This is a genomic window from Bradyrhizobium ganzhouense, from assembly GCF_049949285.1.
Classification (GTDB): domain Bacteria; phylum Pseudomonadota; class Alphaproteobacteria; order Rhizobiales; family Xanthobacteraceae; genus Bradyrhizobium; species Bradyrhizobium ganzhouense.
The window spans coordinates 2,726,174-2,748,976 of the sequence record NZ_CP181318.1 but is presented as its reverse complement, the minus strand read 5'-3'; the positions used below and the strand labels follow the sequence as shown (position 1 = coordinate 2,748,976).

Here is a 22,803-nt window from a genome sequence, read left to right as displayed (position 1 = left end):
GCTCAGTCGTCTTTGGAGAACCGATGTCCCCTGCCCGCAAGCGCGCGGATATTCTGCTGGTCGAGCGCGGCCTGTTCGAGAGCCGGGCGCGGGCGCGCGCGGCGATCGAGGCCGGCCTCGTCACGGCTGACGACAAGCAGGTCGCAAAGCCCTCGGAGACGATCGCCGAGGACGCGGTGATCCAGGCCGAGCCTGCGCACCCCTACGTCTCGCGCGGCGGCGTCAAGCTCGCGGGCGCGCTGGAGCGCTACCCGATCGACATCGAGGACCATGTCTGTCTCGACGTCGGCGCGTCCACCGGCGGCTTTACCGAGGTGCTGCTGGCAAACGGCGCGAGCCTGGTGTTCGCCATCGATGTCGGCACCAGCCAGCTGCATGCCTCGCTGCGCGATCATCCCAAGATCGTGTCGATGGAGGAGACCGACATTCGCAGCTATGAGGGCAAGCGACTGCCGGCGCGGCCCGATGTCGTCGTCATCGATGTTAGCTTTATTTCGCTGAAGACGGTGCTGCCCGTGGCGCTGTCGCTCGCGGCTGCGCCGATGAGCCTGCTCGCACTGATCAAGCCGCAGTTCGAGGCGGACCGGAAGCACAACAAGAAGGGCATCATCCGTGATGCCGCGGTGCATCGGGAGATTTGCGACGACATCGCGGCCTTTGCCGCGTCGCTCGGCTGCACCGACATCGCGGTGTTTCCCTCCTCGATCGCGGGCGGCGACGGCAACATCGAATTCTTCCTGGGCGCGCGCCGTGGTTGAACGCGTCACGATCGATCATGTCGGCCATCGCGGCGATGGCGTCTCGCTGACGACCGGCGATGCGGTCTATGTGCCCTACACGCTTGGCGGCGAGAGTGTCGAGGTGGACCATGTCGCCGGCCATCCCGACCGCCGCAAGCTGCTCGCGGTCGACGTCGCAAGCCCCGAGCGCGTTGAGCCGTTCTGTCCGCATTTCGGCATCTGCGGCGGCTGCGCCATCCAGCATTGGGCGGCCGAGCCCTATCACGCGTGGAAACGCAGCATCGTGGTCGAGACGCTGGCGCAGGCCGGCATCGATTGTGAGGTGGCGCCGCTGGTCGATGCCCATGGCGCCGGCCGCCGGCGCGTCACGCTACACGGAAGGTTCGGCACGCATAACGTTCTGAAGGTCGGCTTCTCGGCCGCAAGCTCGCACGACGTGATCCCGATCCATCGCTGCCCGATCCTCGATCCCGCGCTCGACGGCGCGCTCGATGCCGCCTGGGCGCTCGCGGAGCCGCTGACGTCAAAAATGCCGGTAACGAAGCCGCTCGACATTCAGGTCACTGCCACTGCCAGCGGCCTCGATGTCGACGTGCGCGGCTCCGGCCCGCTGCCGACGCCGCTGGTCACAGCGCTGTCGCGCGTCGCCGAGCAGCATCGCCTGGCGCGGCTGACGCGGCATGGCGAGCTGGTGCTGCAACGCCTACCGCCAACGTTAAGGATGGGCCGTGCCGAAGTGACACTGCCGCCGGGCTCGTTCCTGCAGGCAACGGTGGCGGGCGAAGAGACACTCGCTGCACTCGTTGCCGCGCGTGTCGGCAAGGCGAAGGAGGTTCTCGACCTCTTCTGCGGCGTCGGCCCGTTCGCATTGCGGCTCGCCGAGAAGGCTCGCGTCACCGCTTACGACAACGACGCCGGCGCGATCGCCGCGCTCGCGAAGGCCGCGCGCACGCCGGGGCTGAAGCCGATCAGGTGCGAGCCGCGCGACCTGTTCCGCCGTCCGCTGGTGCCGCCGGAGCTGCGCGATTTCGATGCCGTGGTGTTCGATCCTCCGCGCCAGGGCGCACAGGCGCAGGCGCTGAAACTCGCGGCGAGCAAGGTGCCTGTCGTGATCGCGGTGTCCTGTAACGCCGCCACCTTCGCCCGCGACGCGCGGCTGCTGATTGACGGTGGTTACAAGATCGACGCAGTGGTCCCGGTCGACCAGTTCCGTCATACGCCGCATGTGGAGTTGGTGGCGCGATTTTCGCGATGAAGTCCTAACGCCGAAGCGCCCCGAGCGCCGGCGACTCGCCGGGCAGCATGTCCGACCTGATATCGCTGTCCATGCGGCCCGAGCCTCGCTGGGTGAAACCGGCCCCGAACGACAGGCTGAGGTTCGACGTCGGCTTGAATTCGACACCGGCAAATCCGCCGTAGCCGGGCGCAGCGCCGGAGGTCAGCGGCGCAACCGAACTGCCGATGCCGCTGCCGTATTTCAGCGTGTCGAAGCCGGCAAAGAACGTCACGGGCATACCGCCCGCGCTCTTCATGTTGTAGCCGAACTGCGTGCTGTCGTAGGACAGCGCGCTAAAATTGCCGGCTGGTCCAGTCTGATTGAGGCCGCTCCAATTGAGGTTGCCGCGTTGGCTGCCGACAAAGAAGCCGTTCGCAAAATTGGTGCGCCCGCTGGCATCGAAGCTCGGAAAATTGCCGTAGGTATCGGAGCCCTGGCCGGCGCTGCCGCCAAAGCCGAAAGCTCCGCCCGGTATCCAATAACTCAGCGGCGCAACTTGCGCATGAACCGGTGTTCCACCGAGGCAAAGCACGGCGAAGAGAGCTGCGATACCGCAAGAACCTGCAAGGCGAGACATTCAGGCTTCCGTCGAAAAGGTTCCCGATTATACCTCCGGGATCGCGCGAATGCCAGCGGAGGCGCGCTGGACATCGCTCAATCCAGTTCCAGGACTAGGTCTTGCCGACGCATTGAACCTCCCCGGCGCCGGATTGACCCACATAGAGGACGCACATGCTCAGGCCGCGGCTTTGATCACGAAGGCCTTGTGTGGTCCGCAGCGCGCAATTGCGCAGACCCTTGAAAATGCCCAACGTTAGTATGGAGGCTGTCATGGAGGTCAATTCCGACAGGTTGAATGCCTTTATGGGCAAGATGGTGACCGAGTTCGGCGCGGCGATGAATGCATCACTGGTCCTGCTCGGCGACAAGCTCGGTCTCTACCGTACCCTCGCCGCCAAGGGACCGATGAACTCATCCGAGCTCGCGAGCGCCACCGGAACGGCGGAGCGCTATGTGCGCGAATGGCTGTCGAGCCAGGCCGCGTCCGGGTACGTCGAATATGATTCCGCATCCGGAAAATTCTCGATGCTGCCGGAGCAAGCGATGGCGCTCGCCGACGAGGACAGCCCGGTCTTTCTCGGCGCGTTCGGCAACGTCATCGCCTCGACCTTTCTCGACGAGCCGAAGATCTCGGATGCATTCAAGTCCGGTAAAGGCGTCGGCTGGAACCGGCGCAGCGAGTGCCTGTTCTGCGGCACGGCCCGCTTCTTCCGCACCGGCTACATGCATCATCTGGTGCAAGAGTGGCTGCCTGCGCTCGACGGTGTCGTGGACAAGCTGAAGCGTGGTGCCAAGGTCGCCGATGTTGGCTGCGGGCACGGCATCTCGACGCGGCTGATGGCGGAGGCCTTCCCGAATTCGCGCTTTTATGGCTTCGACTATCACGAGGGCTCGATCGATGCGGCGCGCAAGACGGCAGCCGAGGCCAAGCTCGGCGATCGCGTCAGCTTCGCGGTTCACTCAGCCAAGACCTATCCGGCCGACGGATACGATCTCGTCTGCTTCTTCGATTGCCTGCACGACATGGGCGATCCCGTTGGCGCCATCAGCCACGTGCGTCAAACCATGGCGAAGGACGGCACCTGCATGCTGGTCGAGCCATTCGCGGGCGACCGCCTCGAGGACAATCTCAACCCGGTCGGGCGCGTCTACTATGCGGCGTCGACCATGATCTGCACGCCGGCCTCGCTCGATCAGGAGGTGGGCCTCGCACTCGGCGCGCAAGCCGGCGAGGCAAGGCTGCGCAAGGTCGCCAGCGAAGGCGGTCTGTCGCGCTTCCGCCGCGCCGCCGAAACACCCTTCAACCTGATCCTGGAGGCCCGGATCTGATCTTGCATCGGAAGCCGTAGCGGAAGCCCCGAACGACAGCGTGCCCCCGCTGCCTCCGCTTGCGGAGAAATAGCGAAGGGTGGGCTTAGCGTTACGTCGAGTGCAAATCTATCACCGTCACCCTGAGGTGGCCGCTTCTTCAGCGGCCCTCGAAGGGCAACGGCCCGGCTGCATCGCGGCCGTGCATCCTTCGAGGCTCCCATGCGCCGCTTCGCGCCGCATGGTCGCACCTCAGGATGACGGAGTTAGCAATCGCGAGCGCGCTGAGACAGTGCGGCAGCCCAACCGCGTCCGGCTCATGCCGTGCGGTCCACCGAGGATGACGAATCCGCCGGCGGATATTTCGTCACCGGCACCATGAAGGACTTCATGCCGACCTGGTAGATGATCTTGCCGTTCTGCCCGTCATCCGTCGCGATTTGCGCCTGGCCGAACATGATGACGTTCTTGTAGACGATGCCGGTGCCCTGGCGGGTGATGCCGTCGGTGGTGACGCTGACCTGGGCTTCATTGCCGTTGACGGCAAGCACGCGAAAACTCGCGCTCTTGCCGTTGTCGCTGGAATAGCCGCCCCAGCTTCCCATCAGGCGGCTGTCGGAGGCCGGCGGCGCCTGTTTCGCCAGCGTCGCGGTCTGCTTGCCGGCGCCGCCCGCGGAGAACAACAGCACCAGGTTCTTGCCGTCCTTGGTTCCGACCGTCACCGAACCGAAGGTGATGAGCGAGCCGCTGATCTGGGCGAAACCACGCTCGGTGTGCCCGTTATGGGTGTACTCGACCTGTGCGCGGCTGCCGCGGATGTTCACGACCTTGAAGCCGACGGGCTGATTGTTGCCCGCCCAATTGCCTTTCCAATCACCGAGCAGAGCGCTCTGGTGATACATCCGCTCATTGGCGGGCGAAATCTGGCTGGTGCTCTGCGAGACGATGGACATGGACCTGCCCGGAAGCAGCGTCAGAAACATTCAGAAACAATTCGAGTAGGACCATGCCACAGTTAACGAGCCGTTAATTTCGAACGCGTGACACGATGAGGCAAACGGTCTCATCGGGATGAGCCTTTAGCGGCCCCAGCGGTCCGACCAGATTTTCTCGCCAATCAGGCAGCTCACGCGCGGCTCCTTGTCCTTCTCCGCAACATGTACGACCGGGCGGTCTGGCGTGCGACCGGCGACTTCCAACAGGAGCTTGGTGCGGATCGCCTCCTTGAACTTGTCGCGATCCTTGATCGCGACCACGAACGAGCCGGGACCGCCAACGACGCAATCTTCGTAGTAGTAATCGAGATTGTCGATATCCATGGTCGAATAGGACGGCTCCTTGACCATGATCGGCAGGCCGTTGATGACGATGCCTTTCTCGAGCGCGGCGTCACGCGCCACGGTGACCGGGCCACCATTGTTGTTGGGACCGTCGCCGGAGATGTCGATGACGCGGCGAATTCCGTGATAGGGATCCTCATCGAACAGCGGCATCGCAAATCCGATCGCACCGGAGATCGAGGTGCGCGAGGCGCGGCGGATCGGCGTCCTCAATATCTCGGTGGCAACCGCGTCCGCAGTCTCGGGTCCGTCGATCAGGCGCCAGGGGATGATGATCTTCTGGTCGTTGGAGGCGGCCCATTCGAAATAGGTCACCGCGATCCTGCCGTTGGGGCCGGCCTTCAATGCTTGCAGGAACTCCTTCGACTGGATCGCCTGCGCATAGCCTTCGCGCTGGATCGCGAGCTCGTCCATGTCCATGGAGTAGGAGACGTCGACCGCGAGGATCAGCTCGACATCGACCGACTGCGCATCGCCGTCGGCGGCTTGCCGCTGATGTGTTGACGGTTCGAATTTTGGCGGTTCAAATTTAGGACTTGGTGCCGCGATGCCCGCGACATCCCCTCCGGCAAGCACGCCGGCCACCAGCACAGCCCCGATCGAGAACAGCAACCGCATCGCAGTCTCCCGTCGTATGACGCGATGGTGACATGCAAACGTCTTGCCGCAAAGCGCGAAGATCGCTTGTGCTTCACATTCAGGTTAGAGATTTGCAGGTTACAGATTTGCAGGTTGGAGTTTGCGAGTCAGGGTTTTCCTGCGTTGCGCGAAACCGCCGCCATGTCGCCACGCTTGCGCCGCCACGCGTCCACGCCATTGGACAGAGCGCCTCGCCTACTTGTTCCCTGTGATTTCCATGCTAGGCTGACCACACAGATGGGGATGGAGTCCCCCGACAACCGCCCGGCGGTCGCATGACCGTAGTGGGCTGATGACTCCTGCTCGAGGTGAGGCAATCAGCCTTTGCCTTTGGCGGGAGCATGGACAAACCCGCCGCTGGCGGGTTTTTTGTTGTCTGAAACGAAGGCGAGGGACGTGACGACGACCACATCGAATGCTGCGCGCACCAGGCTACCCAGGGGAATCTGGGTGCTCGGCTTCGTCTCGATGCTGATGGACGTCTCCTCCGAGATGATCCACGCGCTGCTGCCGGTCTATCTCGTCACGGTGCTCGGCGCCTCCACGCTGACCGTCGGCTTCATCGAGGGCATCGCGGAGGCGACCGCCTCGATCACGAAAATCTTCTCCGGAGCGCTGTCGGACTGGCTCGGCCGCCGGAAGCTGCTAGCGGCCCTCGGCTATGGGCTGGCCGCGGTGACAAAACCGCTGTTCCCGCTCGCGCCCAGCGTCGGCTGGCTGGTGGCGGCGCGCTTCATCGACCGCGTCGGCAAGGGCATTCGCGGCGCACCGCGCGATGCGCTGATCGCCGACATTGCGCCCGCGGGCTCACGCGGCGCGAGCTTTGGCTTGCGGCAATCGCTCGACACCATCGGCGCTTTCGTCGGACCGCTCGCCGCGATCGGCCTGATGTGGTGGACGGCGGACAATTTTACCGCGGTGTTCTGGGTGGCCGTGGTGCCGGCGTTTTTGTCGTTCGGCTTGATTGCGCTTGCGGTGAACGAACCGGAGCCGGACGCAAGCCGGGAACCGGCAAAAAATCCGCTCAACATCGCCGCGATGCGGCAACTCGGACCCGTGTACTGGCGCGTCGTCGCGGTCGGAATCGTCTTCACGCTCGCGCGCTTCAGCGAAGCGTTTCTGATCTTGCGCGCCCAGAATATCGGCCTCAACGCGATGTGGGTGCCGGCGGTGCTGGTGCTGATGAATATCGCCTACGCACTGTCGGCCTACCCGGCCGGCGTGCTGTCGGACCGGATCAACCGGACCGCCCTGCTCGCACTCGGTCTCGTCTTCCTCGCGGGCGCTGATCTCGCGCTCGCGCTGCTGCCGAGCCTTGCGGGCCTCACGCTCGGCGTCGTGCTGTGGGGATTGCACATGGGCTTGACGCAGGGGTTGCTCTCGGCGCTGGTCGCCGATAATGCACCGCCCAGCCTGCGCGGCACCGCGTTCGGCTATTTCAACCTGTTCACGGGCCTCGCACTGCTGGCCGCGAGCGTGATCGCGGGCGCGCTGTGGGACGCCTACGGTCCGGCCGGCACATTCCTCGCAGGGCTCGGGTTCGCGCTGGTCGCGCTCGCGGGATTACTCGCGACCGGCAATGGTCTGGCAGCGGAGCGCAAGTGATGACGGGGGGCGAAATATCGTGCTGAGCGGAGTGATCGCGATCGTGATCGGCAGCATCCTCGGCGGCTGCGCGCGCTATTTCGTCTCCGGGGCGATCGCGCGGCGGCTGGGCGAGACGTTTCCCTGGGGCACCATGACCATCAATGTCAGCGGCGCCTTCTTGATCGGCATCTTTGGCGCGCTGGCAACGCATCCCGGCTCGGTCTTCGCCTCGCCCAATCCGTGGCTGTTCGCGGTGACCGGCTTCCTCGGCTGCTACACCACGGTCTCCTCGTTCAGCCTGCAAACGCTGACGCTCGCCCGCAACGGCGAGCCGCTCTCTGCGTTCGGCAACATCGCCTTCTCGGTCGGGCTGTGCCTCTTCGCCGTCAGTTGCGGCTTCTTCCTCGCCGACGGCTTGGGAGGCTAGAGGCGGATGAAATTGCCCTCCTTCACCGACCGCTGGCCCGGCGCGAAGCTTTATGCCTGGGTTTCCTTCGGAAGCATCCTTGGCGGGCTGGCGCGCTATTTCGTCTCGCTTGTGCTCGACACCGGCCCGGGCTTTCCGTTCGCGACGCTGTTCATCAACGCCACCGGATCCATGATCATCGGCTTCTATGCGACGTTGACCGGTCCTGACGGCCGCGTGCTGGCGCGGCCCGAGCATCGGCAGTTCGTCATGACCGGCTTCTGCGGCGGCTACACCACCTTCTCGGCCTTCAGCCTGGAAACCTTCCGCCTGTTCCATGGCGGCATGAAATTGACCGCGCTTTCCTATGTCGCAGCGTCCGTCGTCTGCTGGCTGGTGTCGGTGTGGTTCGGCCATATGATGGCGAGCCGCTACAACCGCTTGAAAAGGAGCTGACCATGCAAATTCCCAATCACGCGGTCTCGCTCCGGATTTTCATCGGCGAGAGCGACCATTTCGACGGCAAGCCGCTCTATGAAGCAATTGTGATGAGAGCGCGCGAACAGCACCTCGCCGGCGCCACCGTGCTGCGCGGCCCCATGGGCTTCGGCAAGTCGAGCCGGCTGCACACCTCGAAGATCCTGCGGCTGTCGGAGGATCTGCCGCTGCTGATCGAGATCGTCGACAGCGAGGACAACATCAACGCATTCCTGCCCATCCTGGATGGCATGATGTCGAGCGGGCTGATCACCTTGGAGAAGGTGCAGGTCCTGCAATATGGTAAGAAGGCCGCGAGCTGATCGCAGGCAGGAACCCAAGCCCGTCGTTTCCGGGAGGCGGAATGAACGACACCGTCACCACACCGAAAACCAGGACCAAGACCAGGACCAAGACCAAGGTCGAGCGGCCAAAGCTGCACAAGGTCATCCTGATCAACGACGACTACACGCCGCGTGAGTTCGTCACCATGATCCTCAAGGCCGAATTCCGCATGACCGAGGATCAGGCCTACAAGGTCATGATCACCGCGCACAAGCTGGGCGCCTGCGTCGTCGCCGTCTTCACCAAGGACGTCGCCGAAACCAAGGCCACCCGCGCCACCGATGCTGCCCGCACCAAGGGCTATCCGCTGCTGTTCACGACCGAGCCGGAGGAATAGGCAGCTAGCTGCGACCGGGACGGGAGCGCACTACCTTGCGCGGATTGCTCGCGGGCGGATGCTCCTGAACGTGCGTCCAGAACGCTTCGGCCGCCGGCGTCAGTCGCGATCGCGGGCGGAACACGTGGATCTCGATCGGTATCTCCCACTCCTGTCCGCCGGCCTTCACCAGCTCGCCCGATGCGAGCTGATCGGCGATCAGGCTTTGCGGGAGCCAGGCCATGCCGCGGCCGGCCTGGACCATGGTGACGAGAAGTTTTGCAAGATGTGACGTGAAAGCGGGCTTCAGCTGCGCCCGCAACGGCGAGGTCGAGCGGACCGCGTCGAGGATCTTTCCCATTCCGGATTCCTGACGGTAGCTCAGGACCTGCACCGGCGCGGTTTCCGTTCCCGGCAGCTTGAAGCGCGGAGCCTTGCCTGATCGCGACATCGGCACGGAGGCCGGGATCAGGCAGTCGTCGCCGACATGAGCCGAGCGGAATTGCGAGGTCGTCAACGCTGTGACGACGGCGGGATGATGGTGGCACAGCAAGAAGTGCACCTCGCCCGCCAGCAGCATGCGCTCGCACGCCTCCATGTGGTTGGCGACGAGCTGCACGTTCGGCACGAACGACAGCGTCGCCTCGACCTGGCGCAGCCAATCCGGAAAGAACGTCAGCGACAGCGCATTGGTCGATGCGAATTTCAGCACGTCGGAGGCGCCGCGCGCGAGCTCCTGCGCCTCCAGTCGGCCGGCGGACAGGCGGCGGATGATATCCTCGGCAGTAAGGCGGAACGCATCACCGGCAGGCGTGAGGCTGACAGCATGCGTCGTGCGCTCGAACAGCGCCGCTCCGGCCCACACTTCCAGCGCCTTGATCCTGCGGCTCAGCGCGGGCTGCGACGAATTCCGCTGCTCGGCTGCGCGCGAAAAGCTGCGGGTCGACGCCACCGCGATGAAATCGTGCAGCCAGTTGATCTCCATCGCGTCCATCCTGCTTATGCAAATTCTGCATAATCATATCATGAGGTGACATTGGATTTCCAGAAGCCGGGCCGGCACGCTCGAAGAAAGTCAGATTTTCATTTGGGAGGCGGAATGTCCGGGCGCACGCTCTATGACAAGCTGATCGACGCGCATGTGGTGCGCAAGCTCGACGATGACGGACTCGTGTTGCTCTATGTCGATCGCACCGTGCTCAACGAATATACCAGCCCCCAGGCCTTTGCCGGCCTGCGCGCCGCCGGGCGCAAGGTGTGGAATCCGTCCGCCGCGCTGATGGTGGTCGATCACGTCAATCCAACCGCGGCCCGCCGTACGCGCGAGATGCCGGACGCCGACGCCGCGCGGCAGGTCGATTATTTCGCCGACAATGCGCGCGATTTCGGCATCGAATATTTCGACATCCTCGATCCGCGCCAGGGCATCGAGCACGTCGTCGCCCCCGAGCAGGGACTGGTCACGCCGGGCATGGTGATCGCAGCCGGCGACAGCCACACCACGGCTTACGGAGCCTTCGGCGCGCTCGGCTACGGCATCGGCACCTCAGATATCGAGCATTATCTGGCGACCTCGACGGTGCGCTATCGCCGGCTGAAGACGATGCGCATCCATGTGACCGGACGCCCGCCGCTCGGGGTGACGCCGAAGGACATCGTCATGGAGATCATCCGCCGCATCGGCGCCGATGGAGCCGCCGGCTATGCAGTGGAGTTCGCCGGCCCCGCCGTGACCGAGATGAGCGTCGAGGGACGCATCGTGATGTCGATCATGATCGTCGAGGCCGGTGCACGCGGCGTCGTCATCGCGCCCGACCAGAAGGTGCTCGACTATCTCAAGGGGCGGCCACGCACGCCGAAGGGCGAGATGTGGGACCACGCCGCGAAAGCCTGGTTGCAGCTTCGCTCCGCTTCCGACGCCCGCTTCGACCGGGAAATGACGATTGATGCCGGCGATGTCGCGCCGCTGGTGACGTGGGGCACGAGTCCGGACCAGGCGATCGCCGTAACCGATCGCGTGCCGGATCCCGACGGCAATGCCTCCGCCGATCGCAAGGCCGCCGCCGTGCGCGCACTCACCTATATGGGCCTGACGGCGGGAACGCCGATCCAGTCGGTGCCGATCGATTTCGCCTTCATCGGCTCGTGCACCAATTCGCGCATCGAAGATTTGCGCGATGCGGCGCGCGTGTTCAGAGGTCGCCACGTCGCATCTGGCGTTCGCGCCATCGTCGTTCCCGGCTCGACGCAAGTCCGCGCGCAGGCCGAGGCGGAGGGGATCGCCAAAATCCTGATCGATGCGGGCGTGGAGTGGCGGCAATCGGGCTGCTCGATGTGCCTTGCGATGAACGACGACATTCTCGCGCCGGGCCAGCGCTCGGCCTCCTCGACCAACCGCAATTTCGAGGGCCGCCAGGGGCCCGGCGCGCGCACGCATCTGATGAGCCCCGCGATGGTCGCGGCCGCCGCGGTCACGGGCCGCATCACCGATGTTCGCGACCTGATCGGAGGAGATGTGCCATGACACCGTTCCATCGTGTCTCCGGCGCCGCCGCGCCGATGACGACGCCCAATATCGACACCGACGTGATCATGCCGAAAATGTTCCTGAAGGGCGTCGACCGGAGCGGCCTCGGCGACGGCGCGTTCAACCTGCTCCGGTTCATCGCCGGGAAGCCGAACCCGGATTTCGTGCTCAACAAGGACGGCTATCGCGACGCCTGCTTCCTCGTCGTCGGTCCGAATTTCGGTTGCGGATCGAGCCGCGAGCACGCCGTCTGGGGCCTTCAGCAACTCGGCATCCGCGCCCTGATCGGCACCAGCTTCGCCGGGATCTTCAACGACAATTGCGCCAACAACGGCCTGCTGACGATCAGTCTCGATGCCGCGACGATCGGCACGCTCGCCGACATCGTCGCGAGCCCTGCGAGCAACCGCCTCACTGTCGACCTCGAACAGCAGACCGTCCGCGTCGAAGGCGGCGGCACCATCCCGTTCGCGATCGAGCCCGAGCGGAAGGAAGCGTTCCTAACCGGGCGCGATGCCATCAGCTCGACGTTGGTCTTTGCCGATGACATCCGCGCCTTCGAGGCGCGGCACCGGTCGGACAATCCCTGGTTCTGAGGGACCGGCACACAAACAAGCACAAAACGACAGAGGGAGGCATTCTTGACCGACACCACCATCAAGCTCGCGGAGACGACGCAGCCATCCGCGCTCGCGGCACTCAAGATCGGCCCGCTGCCAATCACCGTCTATGTTCCCGCTGCGCTCGTTTGCGCCGCCGCGGTCTATTCCGGAAGGCTGCCCAACGACGTTATCGGCGGTCTCTCGGTGCTGATGTTGCTCGGCTTCCTGCTCGGCAAGCTTGGCCAGACTATTCCGCTTCTGAAGCGGATCGGCGGCACGGCGATCATGTGCCTGTTCGTGCCGGCCGCGCTGGTCGCCTATGGCCTGATGCCGGAGACGGCGCTGAAGGCGATCACGACGACGTTCCGCACCGCTAATTTCCAGTATTTCTTCATCGCCTGCCTCGTCGCCGGCTCGATCCTCGGCATGCCGCACCGCGTCCTGGTCCAGGGTTTCTTGCGGATGTTCGTGCCGCTGCTGGTCGGCACGCTCTGCGCCATCGCCATCGGCATCACGATCGGACTGCTGTTCGGCCACAACCCGAAAGAGACTTTTTTCTTCGTGATCATCCCGATCATCGGCGGTGGCCTCGCCGAGGGCGTGCTGCCGCTGTCCATTGCCTATTCTGAAATGCTGCACCGGCCGCAGGCCGAGCTCGTGGCGCAGATGGTGCCTGCGGCGCTGCTCGGCAACGTCGTCGCCATCGTCGCGGCTGGACTTCTCGCTCGCCTCGGCGAAAAACGGCGCGATCTCAGCGGCCACGGCATGCTGGTGAAAACGGGCGATGACGACATCCTGGGCCCCGCGCGATCCGACCATCCGATTGATCTCGGCCTGTTAGGCGCCGGCATCGTGCTGTCCTGTGTGCTGTTCGTGCTCGGTATGCTGCTCGCGCCCTCAACCGGCATTCCCGGCCCGATCCTGATGATCATCGCAGCGGTCGCGCTCAAGCTGACAAAGCTGCTACCGGCCGAGATGGAGCTCGGCGCCTACCAGATCAACAAATTCATGTCGACCAATCTCACCTTCGCGATCCTGGTGGCGATGGGCACGCTGCTGGTGTCGTGGCAGCAGTTCGTGGCGTCATTCAATCCCGGCTACATCGCGGTCTGCACGACGACGGTGCTGGCGATGGTGGCGTCCGGCTTCTTCGTCGGCAAATGGCTGAACATGTATCCGGTCGAGGCCGCGATCGTCACCGCCTGTCATTCCGGACTCGGCGGCACCGGCGACGTCGCCATTCTCGGCGCTGCGGACCGCATGGGGCTGATGGCCTTCGCCCAGATCGCAACCCGCGTCGGCGGCGCCATCATGATCGTGATCGCGACACTGGCGATGAAGATCGCGTATTAGGGCCTGCACACGGCGGCCGGCGTTGCCCCACAACGCCGGCTAATCCTTGAGGCGCGCCATGATGATTTCGTCGTGATAGGTGCCGTCGACCAGGATCGCCATCCGCTTGATGCCCTCCTCGACGAACCCGACCTTGCGATAAAGGGCGGCAGCGGCGGTGTTGGTCGCGAAAACGCCGAGCTCGATGCGCCGGAAGCCGAACACATCTGCCGCCTGAACGGCCTGCCGCAACAGCCGCTCGCCAAAGCCTTTGCCACGGAACTCCGGTACGAGCCCCATGAAGAGATCGCCGACATGCGCCGAGACGGCGCGGCTGGCGGGCGGCACGTTGCACCATCCAACCACGGCGCCGCCGACGACGGCGACGACCTGCGGGTAGCCGCGCTCGACATTGCGCGCAACGAAGGTGCGGACCTGCTCGATCGGCGGCGCCTCCACCAGCGCGATGTATTTGCGTTCGCGGGCGACGATGTCGACGGCCGCACGAAAGGCGTCGGTATCGGCGACCTGGATCTGGCGGAATTCGACGGTCATCAGCAGTCTCGTCGCATCAAGCCATCACCACGGGCGTCTCCTCGGCAAGCCCGTACACGCGCTGCACCTTGGAGAACCCCGCGATCGGAAAATCGCCGAGCTCGCGCCAGTCATGGCGGCAGATCCTGGCAAAGCCCTCCGACACCACAACCGTCCGTCCCAGGCGGCCCGCGATCTTCTCCAGCCGCGCGGCAAGATTGACGGCCGGGCCGATGCAGGTGAAGTCGAGCCGGTTGCCGCCGCCAATATTGCCGTAGAGGATGTTGCCGACATGCAGCGCGACGCCGAAACGGAAGCGCTCGATGACGTCGCCGACCGGGTGGGCAAGCGCATCGACGCTGGCGCGGGCTTCGCGTGCGGCTTCCAGCACGCGCGTGCAGACATGGGTGGCATCGCCGACATATTCGTCGATCGGGAACACCGCGAGCAGGCCGTCGCCCATGAATTTCAGGACTTCGCCGCCATGGGCGCGGATCGCGGTGACTTGGCAGTCGAAATAGCGGTTCAGGATATCGACCACAGTCTCGGCCGGCAGCCGGTCCGACAGCGCCGTGAAGCCGCGCAAATCCGACAGCCAGATCGCGGCCTGCATGGTGTCGTTGTGGCCACGGCGGATCTGACCGCCGAGGATGCGCGCACCGGCGCGGTTGCCGACATAGGTGTCGAGCAGCATCGAGGCCGTGCGGCGCAGGGTGACGATCTCGCTGACGCGGGCGAGCGGCGCGACGATGGAGCGGATCGTCGCGATGTCCTCCTCGCTGAAGCCGCCGGGATGCCGCGTGGTCCAGCTGATGGCGTGGATCGAGCCGTCGAGAAAGCGCATCGGCGTCGCGATGTAGTCGGTGACGCCTTCGGCGCGCATGTCTGCCAGGAACGGAAACCGTTTGGTGTCGATATCGTCGATACGTCCCCTGACTTCCAGCCCCTCCTCGAACACGATCTTCAGCGGGCTCCGCGCAAATTCGGGCGTATCCAGGATCTCGAAATCGACGGTGCCGATCTCGACCTCCTCGCCCTGCCGCCAGATGAAGTTGCGGCCGAAGATTTCCGGATGCAGCGTGCGGATGAAGACGCCGAACCGCCACAGCGGCAGGCCGGCCGCGACCAGTTGCTCGCAGGCGTCCGCAATCATCTCCGCCGGCCCCCGCGACGACCTGGCGCCGTCGATCAGCCAGTTGATGATGCGCTGAAGCTCGGAGTTCTGCATGGGTGCATTTGCCGACGAAGTTGTGGGATCGTCAAGCTGCGCGGTAGGCTGGTGCCCTTGGCGCTAGCGCCAGCGCCCCACCTGCCCGCGGTCGCGCAGGAAATGGTCAGCCAGCACGCAGGCCATCATGGCCTCGCCAACCGGGACGGCGCGGATGCCGACGCAGGGGTCGTGACGGCCTTTCGTAAAAATCTCGGTGTCGGCGCCTTTGCGATCGACCGTGAGGCGCGGCTGCAGGATCGACGAGGTCGGCTTCACGGCAAAGCGCACCACGATCGGCTGTCCCGTGGAGATGCCGCCCAGAACGCCGCCGGCGTGGTTGGACAGGAAGCGCGTGCCGTCATTGCCGGTGCGCATCTCGTCCGCGTTCTCCTCGCCGGTGAGCTCGGCGGCGCCAAAGCCGGCGCCGATCTCGACGCCCTTCACCGCGTTGATGGTCATCATCGCGCCCGCCAAATCGGAATCGAGCTTGGCGTAGATCGGGGCGCCAAGTCCTGCCGGCACGCCCTCGGCGACGATTTCGAGCACGGCGCCGATCGAAGAGCCGCTCTTGCGGATGCCGTCGAGATAGGTCTCGAAGAACGCGGCCTTGTCCTTGTCGGGACAGAAGAACGGATTTTTGGCGACCTCGTCCCAATCCCACTTCGCGCGGTCGATCTTGTGCGGCCCGATCTGCACCAGCGCGCCGCGCACCTTCACGTCGGGCAACACCTTTCGCGCGATCGCACCGGCGGCGACGCGCATTGCGGTCTCGCGCGCCGAGGAGCGGCCGCCGCCGCGATAGTCGCGCAGGCCGTACTTCGCTTCATAGGTGAAGTCGGCGTGACCGGGGCGAAACTTGTCCTTGATCTCCGAATAGTCCTTGGAGCGCTGGTCGGTGTTCTCGATCAGGAGCCCGATCGGGGTCCCTGTCGTGACCTGCACGCCGGTCTCGGGGTGCGCCATCACGCCAGACAGGATCTTCACCTGATCCGGCTCCTGGCGCTGGGTCGTGAAGCGCGACTGCCCCGGCTTGCGGCGATCGAGGTCCTGCTGAATGTCGGCCTCGGTGAGCGGGATCATCGGCGGGCAGCCGTCGACCACGCAGCCGATCGCCATCCCATGGCTCTCGCCAAAGGTGGTGACGCGGAACATGTGGCCGAAGGTGTTGAAGGACATTGCTGCTCGCTGGCTCGGTTCCGGCGTGTGGTAACGCGCGGGGGGCCGGGGGTCAAACCCGCATGCCGCCTTAACTATACTTCTCCAGCTGCCCGTCCCGGAACACATAGACGGCGCCCTGCTCGATATAGAGCTCGGCGGCGCTGGCCGGCGTCTCCAGGCCGAGCGAAACCATCAGGGCCCGGCAGGTGCCGCCGTGGGCGACCGCGACGGTGTCAGTCCGAAGCTCGTCGTACCAGGCGCGGACGCGGACCTGAACATCGGCATAGGTCTCGCCGCCTGCGGGCCCCACCGTCCATTTGTCGGCGAGGCGCCTGGCATAGATGTCGGGGTCGGTTGCCTCGCTCTCGGGCAGCGTCAGCCCCTCCCAGACACCGTAGCCGATCTCGCGCAGGCGATCGTCGAGCGCGTAGTCGGCGGGCAGCAATTCAAGCTTGCCGCGCGCGAGCTCCATGGTCATGCGCGCACGGCCGAGCGGGCTCGACACATAAGGCAGCGAAGCCTTGTCGCGGCCGTCGCGCTTGAAGAGGTCGGCGAGAATGAGGCCTGCCTGCACGGCCTGGCCGCGCCCGCGCGCATTCAGCGGAATGTCCCTGGTGCCCTGAAGCCGCCCGAGCGCATTCCACTCGGTCTCGCCGTGGCGAAGATAATAGATCGTGGGCGCGGGCATTGCTGGTCGTGGTCAGTCCTTCGGCGCGTCAGGTCGCATCATGCCCAGCACGTTGTAGCCGGAATCGACATGGTGGACTTCGCCGGTAACGCCGCGCGACATGTCCGACAGGAAATACACCGCGCTGTCGCCGACCTCCTCGATCGTCACGTTCCGCCGCAGCGGCGCGTTGACCTCGTTATATTTCAAGAGCAGGCGTGAATCGGCGATGCCGGCGAATGCCAGCGTCTTGATCGGGCCGGCCGAGATCGCGTTGACGCGGATCGCTTTCTCGCCGAGATCGGCGGCAAGATAACGCACGCTGGCTTCGAGCGCGGCCTTCGCCACGCCCATCACGTTGTAGCGCGGCATCCACTTCTCGGCACCGTAATAAGAGAGCGTGACGATCGAGCCGCCGTCGGTCATCAGCTTCTCGGCGCGCTGCGCGAGCGCGGTGAGCGAGTAGCAGGAGATCAGCATCGACTTGGAGAAGTTTTCCGGCGTGGTGTCGACATAGCGGCCGTCGAGCTGTTCGCCATAAGCGATCGCGTGCACGACGAAATCAATCTTGCCCCATTTTTCCTTGAGGGCATCGAAGGCCGCATCGATGGTCGCGGCGTCGGTGACGTCGCAGTGGCCGAGCACGAGCGCGCCGAGCTCGGCGGCGAGCGGCTCGACCCGCTTCTTCAGCGCATCGCCCTGGTAGGTGAGTGCGATCTCGGCGCCGGCCGCCTGGCATGCCTTGGCGATGCCCCAGGCGATCGAGCGGTTGTTGGCAACGCCGAGAATGACCCCGCGCTTGCCTTGCATCAGTCCTTGCATCAGACCTGAATTCTGCGCCATTTGCTAACGTCCTGTCTCTCGTTAACGTCTGGAGGTACACCAGCCCTCCCCTGCGGTACAGTCCTAATACGCGGCGTTAACGCTGTTTCCAGCGCCGGAATAGCCGTTCCGTTCGGGTGTTATGATCGTTGAGGCGCTCGCGCCTGATGTGAAGGACGTCCAGACGGCAATGAGTGCGTTTCGCCAGAGCGTGGAAGCCATGATCCCGGCGTTGCGCCGCTACGCCCGCGCGCTCACGCGCGATGCGGATGCGGCCGACGATCTGGTGCAGGACACGCTGGTGCGTGCGTTGCGTTCGGAGCGATTGTTTCTCGGAGGCGACGTCAGGAGCTGGCTCTACACGATCCTGACCAACCTCAACAAGAACCGGCGGCGGTCGCTGGCAAGGCGTCCGCAATTCATGCAGCTGACGGAGAACAACCCGGATGCCAGCGGGACGGAGGCCGAAGGACGCGACATCGAACGGGCACTCTCGACACTGGTCGAGGAGCAACGCTCGGTGCTGCTGCTGGTGATGCTGGAAGGCATGAGCTACCGCGAGGTCGCCGACATCCAGGGCGTGCCGATCGGCACCGTCATGTCCCGCCTGGCGCGCGCCCGCGCACACGTTAAAGCGTCGCTGGAGGGTGAGCGCCCGGCGCTCAGGCGGGTGAAATGATGGCAGGATTGATGCATCGCGCATGCCGCGTCCCCTGCACGGAGAGAGAAGCAGCGCAGTTGAACCGCGTCAGATATTTTGGGCCGCAGAGCCAGAGACGACCGATATGAACGACCACAGGATTTCAGTGACCGAAGACGAGTTGCACGCCTATGTCGACGACGAGCTGCCGGCCGAGCGCCGCGCCGACGTCGAGGCCTGGCTGGCCGCCCATCCCGAGGATTCCGAGCGGGTGCAATCCTGGCGCGCGATGGCCGAGATGCTGCACGCCCGCTACGACGGCGTCGCCCAGGAGCCGGTGCCGGCCCGGCTGGAGCTCGAGCGACTGGAGCGCCGTCCACGGCAATGGCTCTACGGCGCGGTTGCGGCTGCGCTGGTCGCTTTCGTCGCCGGCGGCGCGGCCGGCTGGGTGGCGCATGGCGCCGCCAACGCGCCCTCGACCTTCCAGAGCTTTACCGCGGATGCGCTCGATGCCCACCGCCTCTACGTCGTCGAGGTGCGCCATCCCGTCGAGGTCGGCGGCAACGAGCGCGACCACCTCCAGGCCTGGCTGACCCGGCGCTGCGGCTGGACCGTGTTCGCCCCCAATCTGGAGGCGAGCGGGCTGAAACTGGTCGGCGGCCGGCTGCTGCCGGGGCCGAATGGGCCGGCGTCCTTCCTGATGTATGAGGGCGCCTCCGGCGAGCGCTACACGATCTACACCTCCAAGACCGAGACCGGCGCGACGCAGATGCGATACGCCAAGGCGGACAAGGATGGGGCGCTGTTCTGGGCCGAGCGCGGCGTCGGCTACGTCGTCAGCGGCGGCGGCGCCGACCGCGACCGGCTGACCAAGGTGGCGCAGGCCGTGTACGACCAGGCAGAGAAGAACGGCGGCTGAACAACCGCACGAGCACGGTGCCTCGATTCCGTCATTGAAAATTTCGAATCAAGACATGTGTGCGTCTCATTATCGCACCGGGTGTTCACGCGATTATGAGCAGCGTTCGATCCGCCGATCGACGCGGGCGGCCTCGATTGGGGTTTTTGGTACCGCGCTGGTCCCCCTCTCGAGGCCGCACCTTTTTATCGGCTGTCCCGCCGGACAGCCGACACGTCGAGCATACGAGCCGAGAAGCGCGACCACGCTTCAGGCGTATGATGAGCATCATCTGCCGGAAGATGCCCTAGACGTTTAGGAGAACCCCTTCGGTTGGATCTCGCCCTAACCAAGCCCGCTACGTGGATTGTAGGGGTGTTGGTCCCGCCACTTTTCCATCAATGCTTCAAGCTCGGCGTCGTTCCCGTCCGGTAGCATAATCCTGATGGTGACGAAGAGATCCCCGGTTCCGCCAGATTTCGGCAAGCCCTTACCTTTGAGGCGGAAGGTCCGGCCGCTGGAGGTGTTTTTCGGGATCGACAATTCCACGGCATTGCCGAGCGTGGGCACGCGGACCTTGCCGCCGAGCACAGCCTCGTAGAGCGTGACCGGCAGATCGATCCGCAGATCCGCACCCTCAATCTTGAAGAACGGATGCGGCGCGATGCCGATGGTAATCAGGAGATCGCCGGGCGGATGGCCGTGGGCGGTCTCACCCTGGCCGCGCAGCCGCATCTGTTGACCTTCGACGACGCCCGCCGGAATCTTGACGTTGAGTTCCTTGCCATTGGGCAGCCGGACGCGCTTGTCGCCACCCTTGACCGCTTCTTCCAGCGAGACGGACATGGCGACGTTGACGTCGAGATCGAGCCCGACCCCGCCGGTGTCGAATTCGAACTGGGCACCGCCGCCGGCCCCGGGGCGCGCCCCGCGCACCCCGCCGCCAAACATGCTGTTGAGGATGTCCTCGAACGCGCCGGCGCCCTGGCCGGGGCCTGCCCCGCCACTACGGAAATTGTAGCTCTCGAACCCGCCGGGACCCGCGCGACCGCGCGGCCCGCCGCCACCCGGAAACCCCTGGAAGCGCGGCTTGCCATCGGCGTCGATCTCGCCGCGGTCGAACTGCTTGCGCTTGTCCTCGTCGCCGATGATCTCGTTGGCCGAATTGATCTCGGAGAAGCGCTCGGCGGCTTTGGGATCATCCTTGTTGCTGTCGGGATGATGCTTCTTGGCCAGCTTGCGATAGGCGCTCTTGATAGCGGCAGCGTTAGCGCTCCGCGGCACCCCCAAGACCTCATAGGGGTCGCGCATCCGTCACGTCTCCTCTAGGGAAAATCGATTGTTCAAAGGGCTCCCCGCCCCAGCTGAGCCTCATGTGGGGGGCGAGTGGCATTTTTGCAACTAGTCGAGTGAAGCGACCCGCTACGATTCGAGCACGATCTTATCGGAAAACTGGTTCCCGGATCATGCTCAGCTCCGCCACGGCTTTAGCGTATGAATCTCCCAACGGCCACGGCTGCTTTGGCAGCCGGCGCCCTGGAGCCAGCTTTCGGTCGTCCCGTTGACATAGCTCGCCAGGAAATCGCGGCACTTGCGGCCATCCTCGGCGGCGTAGGATTGCGCGATCGGCGTCACCGAGCCGCGCGCGCCGGTTTCCGGATTCTCCCAGTGCTGGCTGGCATCCTTGTCACCCATGCTCAGCACGTCGGAGGCGGCATTGCGGGCGAAGGCGAGATCACTCTCGGTCGGGGGCGCGTCTTTCGCCGGCCGTGCGATCGAGCCGGTGAGGTCGTTGTCGTCGGCCTTGGCATAGGCGTTGGTGTCAGTGCGGGACACACTGCAGCCGCCGGCGCCGAGTCCGATCAAAATCATCGTCATGGCAAGGCCCGCCGGCCGCATCGCCGATAGGCCAACGCGTCCGCATGCCCTATATAGGGCGGTAGCAGACAACAGCGCGCTTTGGGCCGCGGGACGCAATTCGGACTCCAGACATGACCGACACGACCTCGATGAAACACCAGACACCCTTAACATCCGGTGATTTCACCGCCGCCGACGAGCCTTTTGCGCTGTTCGAGGCCTGGTTGAACGAGGCGATCAAGGGCGAGCCGAACGATCCGAACGCCATGGCGCTCGCAACCGTCGATCCCGACGGCCTGCCCGACGTGCGCATGGTGCTGATGAAGGGCTTCGATACCGATGGTTTCGTCTTCTACAGCCACATCGCGAGCCAAAAGGGCCGCGAACTCGCCGCAAATCCTAAGGCTGCTTTACTTTTTCACTGGAAGTCGCTGCGCCGTCAGGTCCGCATCCGCGGCAACGTGACGCCGGTGACCGATGCCGAGGCCGACGCTTATTTCGCGACGCGACCAAAGCAAGCGCAGATCGGCGCCTGGGCGAGCAAGCAGTCGCAAGAACTCGAGAGCCGCTTCGCCTTCGAGCAGGCCATCGCAAAGGTCGCGGCCAAACATATCATCGGCGACGTGCCGCGGCCACCGGGCTGGAGCGGCTGGCGCATCACGCCTTCACGCATCGAGTTCTGGCACGACCGCCCGTTCCGCCTGCACGACCGCATCGAATTCCGTCGTGACGCGGCCGGTCAGCCGTGGTCCAAGACGCGGATGTACCCCTAAGCTTTAGGCCGACCTGAAAGATGTCCATGCCGCATTCGTCCAATGCGCCGCGCCGCACGCTGCTCCTGACCGGAGCGAGTCGCGGTATCGGCCACGCCACCGTGATCCGCTTCTCGTCGGCGGGATGGCGCGTCATCACCTGCTCGCGGCATCCCTTTCCGGAGGATTGCCCGTGGGATGCGGGCCCCGAGGATCACATCCAGGTCGATCTCGGCAATCCCGCGGACACCACGCGCGCGATCTCCGACATCCGCGACCGCCTCGAAGGCGGGATGCTGCACGCCCTGGTCAACAATGCCGCGATCTCGCCGAAAGGTCCCGGCGGCTCCAGGCTCGGCTCGGTCGACACCGACCTCGACACCTGGACGCACGTCTTCCACGTCAATTTCTTCGCGCCGATCATGATCGCGCGCGGCTTAATCGAGGAACTGAAGGCGGCCAAGGGCTCGGTCGTGAACGTCACCTCGATCGCAGGCTCGCGTGTGCATCCCTTCGCGGGCGCGGCGTATGCGACCTCCAAGGCCGCACTCGCGTCCCTGACGCGCGAGATGGCCTCGGACTTCGGCCGCGTCGGCGTGCGCGTCAACGCGATCGCGCCGGGCGAGATCGACACCTCGATCCTGTCGCCGGGCACCGAGAAGATCGTCGACCAGCAGATCCCGATGCACCGGCTCGGCACGCCTGACGAGGTCGCCAAGATCATCTACGTGCTGTGCACCGACACCAGCTCCTACGTGAACGGCGCCGAGATCCACATCAACGGCGGCCAGCACGTCTAGGCCAGG

At 64.9% G+C, this 22,803-nt stretch carries 26 protein-coding genes and 1 riboswitch; of the genes, 15 read left to right on the top strand and 11 right to left on the bottom strand.

The window, feature by feature from the left end; genetic code table 11:
• The first annotated feature begins 23 nt into the window (after positions 1–23).
• Both ACLFLU_RS12650 and ACLFLU_RS12645 read left to right on the top strand, forming a co-directional pair.
• Positions 24–758, top strand: coding sequence for a TlyA family RNA methyltransferase (locus ACLFLU_RS12650; RefSeq protein WP_426412511.1), 735 nt, complete (start codon positions 24–26; stop codon positions 756–758).
• Complete coding sequence (locus tag ACLFLU_RS12645; RefSeq protein WP_426412510.1) at positions 751–1,995, top strand: class I SAM-dependent RNA methyltransferase; 1,245 nt, start codon at positions 751–753, stop codon at positions 1,993–1,995. The genes ACLFLU_RS12650 and ACLFLU_RS12645 overlap by 8 nt, the downstream gene beginning before the upstream one ends.
• A 4-nt stretch (positions 1,996–1,999) precedes the next feature.
• Here ACLFLU_RS12645 and ACLFLU_RS12640 read toward each other — a convergent pair whose 3' ends face one another.
• A complete protein-coding gene (locus tag ACLFLU_RS12640; RefSeq protein WP_426412509.1) occupies positions 2,000–2,593 on the bottom strand; it encodes a hypothetical protein in 594 nt (197 codons plus the stop codon).
• A gap of 254 nt (positions 2,594–2,847) precedes the next feature.
• On the opposite strand from ACLFLU_RS12640, the gene ACLFLU_RS12635 reads away from it, so the two are divergent.
• On the top strand, positions 2,848–3,906 hold the full coding sequence (locus ACLFLU_RS12635) for a class I SAM-dependent methyltransferase (protein WP_426412508.1): 1,059 nt from the start codon (positions 2,848–2,850) through the stop codon (positions 3,904–3,906).
• 296 nt (positions 3,907–4,202) lie between these two features.
• On the opposite strand, the gene ACLFLU_RS12630 is transcribed toward ACLFLU_RS12635, so the two are convergent.
• Both ACLFLU_RS12630 and ACLFLU_RS12625 read right to left on the bottom strand, forming a co-directional pair.
• Complete coding sequence (locus tag ACLFLU_RS12630; RefSeq protein WP_426412507.1) at positions 4,203–4,838, bottom strand: hypothetical protein; 636 nt, start codon at positions 4,836–4,838, stop codon at positions 4,203–4,205.
• A 126-nt stretch (positions 4,839–4,964) separates the two neighbouring features.
• Positions 4,965–5,843: a DUF1194 domain-containing protein gene (locus ACLFLU_RS12625; protein ID WP_426412506.1), complete on the bottom strand. Its 879-nt coding sequence runs from the start codon at positions 5,841–5,843 to the stop codon at positions 4,965–4,967.
• A 251-nt stretch (positions 5,844–6,094) separates the two neighbouring features.
• A riboswitch (Fluoride riboswitch) is annotated at positions 6,095–6,173 on the top strand.
• Positions 6,174–6,260: 87 nt separating this feature from the next.
• Between ACLFLU_RS12625 and ACLFLU_RS12620 the strand changes: the two genes are divergently transcribed.
• From ACLFLU_RS12620 to clpS, 5 genes are read left to right on the top strand one after another with little or no spacing between them, the layout of a single operon-like run.
• Positions 6,261–7,469 (top strand): MFS transporter, encoded by a 1,209-nt coding sequence (locus ACLFLU_RS12620; protein WP_426412505.1) that lies wholly within the window; start codon positions 6,261–6,263, stop codon positions 7,467–7,469.
• Positions 7,444–7,878 (top strand): fluoride efflux transporter CrcB, encoded by a 435-nt coding sequence (gene crcB / locus ACLFLU_RS12615; protein WP_426412504.1) that lies wholly within the window; start codon positions 7,444–7,446, stop codon positions 7,876–7,878. Before ACLFLU_RS12620 ends, crcB (ACLFLU_RS12615) begins: the two co-directional genes overlap by 26 nt.
• A gap of 6 nt (positions 7,879–7,884) precedes the next feature.
• Complete coding sequence (gene crcB / locus ACLFLU_RS12610; RefSeq protein WP_426412503.1) at positions 7,885–8,313, top strand: fluoride efflux transporter CrcB; 429 nt, start codon at positions 7,885–7,887, stop codon at positions 8,311–8,313.
• 2 nt (positions 8,314–8,315) lie between these two features.
• The gene (locus tag ACLFLU_RS12605; protein WP_426412502.1) at positions 8,316–8,657 is read left to right on the top strand and encodes a DUF190 domain-containing protein; all 342 of its coding nucleotides are present in this window, start codon (positions 8,316–8,318) and stop codon (positions 8,655–8,657) included.
• Positions 8,658–8,698: 41 nt separating this feature from the next.
• Positions 8,699–9,016, top strand: coding sequence for an ATP-dependent Clp protease adapter ClpS (clpS, locus tag ACLFLU_RS12600; RefSeq protein ID WP_426412501.1), 318 nt, complete (start codon positions 8,699–8,701; stop codon positions 9,014–9,016).
• Between the two features lie 4 nt (positions 9,017–9,020).
• Here clpS and ACLFLU_RS12595 read toward each other — a convergent pair whose 3' ends face one another.
• Entirely contained in the window at positions 9,021–9,980 is a 960-nt protein-coding gene (locus tag ACLFLU_RS12595) for a LysR family transcriptional regulator (protein WP_426412500.1), read from the bottom strand.
• A gap of 114 nt (positions 9,981–10,094) precedes the next feature.
• Between ACLFLU_RS12595 and leuC the strand changes: the two genes are divergently transcribed.
• The 3 genes from leuC to ACLFLU_RS12580 are packed head-to-tail and all read left to right on the top strand — an operon-like array spanning position 10,095 to position 13,477.
• Positions 10,095–11,519, top strand: a complete 1,425-nt coding sequence (gene leuC / locus ACLFLU_RS12590) for a 3-isopropylmalate dehydratase large subunit (protein ID WP_426412499.1) — start codon at positions 10,095–10,097, stop codon at positions 11,517–11,519.
• Positions 11,516–12,118, top strand: a complete 603-nt coding sequence (gene leuD, locus ACLFLU_RS12585) for a 3-isopropylmalate dehydratase small subunit (protein ID WP_426412498.1) — start codon at positions 11,516–11,518, stop codon at positions 12,116–12,118. Before leuC ends, leuD begins: the two co-directional genes overlap by 4 nt.
• A gap of 45 nt (positions 12,119–12,163) precedes the next feature.
• On the top strand, positions 12,164–13,477 hold the full coding sequence (locus ACLFLU_RS12580) for a 2-hydroxycarboxylate transporter family protein (RefSeq protein WP_426412497.1): 1,314 nt from the start codon (positions 12,164–12,166) through the stop codon (positions 13,475–13,477).
• Positions 13,478–13,516: 39 nt separating this feature from the next.
• On the opposite strand, the gene ACLFLU_RS12575 is transcribed toward ACLFLU_RS12580, so the two are convergent.
• The 5 genes from ACLFLU_RS12575 to fabI all read right to left on the bottom strand — a co-directional run bounded on the left by ACLFLU_RS12575 (position 13,517) and on the right by fabI (position 17,868).
• Positions 13,517–14,011 carry an N-acetyltransferase family protein gene (locus ACLFLU_RS12575; RefSeq protein ID WP_426412496.1) on the bottom strand — a complete coding sequence of 165 codons (495 nt, stop codon included), beginning with the start codon at positions 14,009–14,011 and terminating at the stop codon, positions 13,517–13,519.
• Positions 14,012–14,027: 16 nt separating this feature from the next.
• Positions 14,028–15,218 carry an adenylate/guanylate cyclase domain-containing protein gene (locus tag ACLFLU_RS12570; RefSeq protein WP_426412495.1) on the bottom strand — a complete coding sequence of 397 codons (1,191 nt, stop codon included), beginning with the start codon at positions 15,216–15,218 and terminating at the stop codon, positions 14,028–14,030.
• Positions 15,219–15,281: 63 nt separating this feature from the next.
• Positions 15,282–16,376, bottom strand: a complete 1,095-nt coding sequence (gene aroC / locus ACLFLU_RS12565; protein ID WP_426412494.1) for a chorismate synthase — start codon at positions 16,374–16,376, stop codon at positions 15,282–15,284.
• A 70-nt stretch (positions 16,377–16,446) separates the two neighbouring features.
• Positions 16,447–17,046, bottom strand: a complete 600-nt coding sequence (locus ACLFLU_RS12560; protein ID WP_426412493.1) for a histidine phosphatase family protein — start codon at positions 17,044–17,046, stop codon at positions 16,447–16,449.
• Positions 17,047–17,058: 12 nt separating this feature from the next.
• On the bottom strand, positions 17,059–17,868 hold the full coding sequence (fabI, locus tag ACLFLU_RS12555) for an enoyl-ACP reductase FabI (RefSeq protein ID WP_426412492.1): 810 nt from the start codon (positions 17,866–17,868) through the stop codon (positions 17,059–17,061).
• 169 nt (positions 17,869–18,037) lie between these two features.
• Here fabI and ACLFLU_RS12550 point away from each other — a divergent pair, with 169 nt between their 5' ends.
• Both ACLFLU_RS12550 and ACLFLU_RS12545 read left to right on the top strand, forming a co-directional pair.
• Positions 18,038–18,526, top strand: a complete 489-nt coding sequence (locus tag ACLFLU_RS12550; protein WP_128953175.1) for a sigma-70 family RNA polymerase sigma factor — start codon at positions 18,038–18,040, stop codon at positions 18,524–18,526.
• Positions 18,527–18,632: 106 nt separating this feature from the next.
• On the top strand, positions 18,633–19,406 hold the full coding sequence (locus ACLFLU_RS12545; protein ID WP_426412491.1) for an anti-sigma factor family protein: 774 nt from the start codon (positions 18,633–18,635) through the stop codon (positions 19,404–19,406).
• A gap of 324 nt (positions 19,407–19,730) precedes the next feature.
• Here the strand turns inward: ACLFLU_RS12545 and ACLFLU_RS12540 are convergent, their stop codons facing one another.
• A complete protein-coding gene (locus ACLFLU_RS12540) occupies positions 19,731–20,696 on the bottom strand; it encodes a DnaJ C-terminal domain-containing protein (RefSeq protein ID WP_426412490.1) in 966 nt (321 codons plus the stop codon).
• A 159-nt stretch (positions 20,697–20,855) separates the two neighbouring features.
• On the bottom strand, positions 20,856–21,263 hold the full coding sequence (locus ACLFLU_RS12535; RefSeq protein WP_426412489.1) for an RT0821/Lpp0805 family surface protein: 408 nt from the start codon (positions 21,261–21,263) through the stop codon (positions 20,856–20,858).
• A gap of 113 nt (positions 21,264–21,376) precedes the next feature.
• On the opposite strand from ACLFLU_RS12535, the gene pdxH reads away from it, so the two are divergent.
• Positions 21,377–22,018, top strand: a complete 642-nt coding sequence (gene pdxH / locus ACLFLU_RS12530; protein WP_426412488.1) for a pyridoxamine 5'-phosphate oxidase — start codon at positions 21,377–21,379, stop codon at positions 22,016–22,018.
• Positions 22,019–22,044: 26 nt separating this feature from the next.
• Complete coding sequence (locus ACLFLU_RS12525; RefSeq protein WP_426412487.1) at positions 22,045–22,797, top strand: SDR family NAD(P)-dependent oxidoreductase; 753 nt, start codon at positions 22,045–22,047, stop codon at positions 22,795–22,797.
• The last annotated feature ends 6 nt before the right edge of the window (positions 22,798–22,803 follow it).

Excerpts from the sequence above, each read along its gene's own strand:
- ACLFLU_RS12560 (WP_426412493.1), bottom strand. The coding sequence starts at position 17,046 with ATGCCCGCGCCCACGATCTATTATCTTCGCCACGGCGAGACCGAGTGG.
- ACLFLU_RS12640 (WP_426412509.1), bottom strand. The coding sequence starts at position 2,593 with ATGTCTCGCCTTGCAGGTTCTTGCGGTATCGCAGCTCTCTTCGCCGTG.
- leuD (WP_426412498.1), top strand. The coding sequence starts at position 11,516 with ATGACACCGTTCCATCGTGTCTCCGGCGCCGCCGCGCCGATGACGACG.
- ACLFLU_RS12570 (WP_426412495.1), bottom strand. The coding sequence starts at position 15,218 with ATGCAGAACTCCGAGCTTCAGCGCATCATCAACTGGCTGATCGACGGC.
- ACLFLU_RS12635 (WP_426412508.1), top strand. The coding sequence starts at position 2,848 with ATGGAGGTCAATTCCGACAGGTTGAATGCCTTTATGGGCAAGATGGTG.
- ACLFLU_RS12545 (WP_426412491.1), top strand. The coding sequence starts at position 18,633 with ATGAACGACCACAGGATTTCAGTGACCGAAGACGAGTTGCACGCCTAT.
- ACLFLU_RS12550 (WP_128953175.1), top strand. The coding sequence starts at position 18,038 with ATGAGTGCGTTTCGCCAGAGCGTGGAAGCCATGATCCCGGCGTTGCGC.
- ACLFLU_RS12605 (WP_426412502.1), top strand. The coding sequence starts at position 8,316 with ATGCAAATTCCCAATCACGCGGTCTCGCTCCGGATTTTCATCGGCGAG.
- aroC (WP_426412494.1), bottom strand. The coding sequence starts at position 16,376 with ATGTCCTTCAACACCTTCGGCCACATGTTCCGCGTCACCACCTTTGGC.
- ACLFLU_RS12575 (WP_426412496.1), bottom strand. The coding sequence starts at position 14,011 with ATGACCGTCGAATTCCGCCAGATCCAGGTCGCCGATACCGACGCCTTT.
- fabI (WP_426412492.1), bottom strand. The coding sequence starts at position 17,868 with ATGGCGCAGAATTCAGGTCTGATGCAAGGACTGATGCAAGGCAAGCGC.
- ACLFLU_RS12540 (WP_426412490.1), bottom strand. The coding sequence starts at position 20,696 with ATGCGCGACCCCTATGAGGTCTTGGGGGTGCCGCGGAGCGCTAACGCT.
- ACLFLU_RS12650 (WP_426412511.1), top strand. The coding sequence starts at position 24 with ATGTCCCCTGCCCGCAAGCGCGCGGATATTCTGCTGGTCGAGCGCGGC.
- ACLFLU_RS12595 (WP_426412500.1), bottom strand. The coding sequence starts at position 9,980 with ATGGAGATCAACTGGCTGCACGATTTCATCGCGGTGGCGTCGACCCGC.
- ACLFLU_RS12630 (WP_426412507.1), bottom strand. The coding sequence starts at position 4,838 with ATGTCCATCGTCTCGCAGAGCACCAGCCAGATTTCGCCCGCCAATGAG.
- ACLFLU_RS12535 (WP_426412489.1), bottom strand. The coding sequence starts at position 21,263 with ATGACGATGATTTTGATCGGACTCGGCGCCGGCGGCTGCAGTGTGTCC.
- crcB (WP_426412503.1), top strand. The coding sequence starts at position 7,885 with ATGAAATTGCCCTCCTTCACCGACCGCTGGCCCGGCGCGAAGCTTTAT.
- pdxH (WP_426412488.1), top strand. The coding sequence starts at position 21,377 with ATGACCGACACGACCTCGATGAAACACCAGACACCCTTAACATCCGGT.
- leuC (WP_426412499.1), top strand. The coding sequence starts at position 10,095 with ATGTCCGGGCGCACGCTCTATGACAAGCTGATCGACGCGCATGTGGTG.
- ACLFLU_RS12525 (WP_426412487.1), top strand. The coding sequence starts at position 22,045 with ATGCCGCATTCGTCCAATGCGCCGCGCCGCACGCTGCTCCTGACCGGA.
- ACLFLU_RS12625 (WP_426412506.1), bottom strand. The coding sequence starts at position 5,843 with ATGCGGTTGCTGTTCTCGATCGGGGCTGTGCTGGTGGCCGGCGTGCTT.
- clpS (WP_426412501.1), top strand. The coding sequence starts at position 8,699 with ATGAACGACACCGTCACCACACCGAAAACCAGGACCAAGACCAGGACC.
- crcB (WP_426412504.1), top strand. The coding sequence starts at position 7,444 with ATGGTCTGGCAGCGGAGCGCAAGTGATGACGGGGGGCGAAATATCGTG.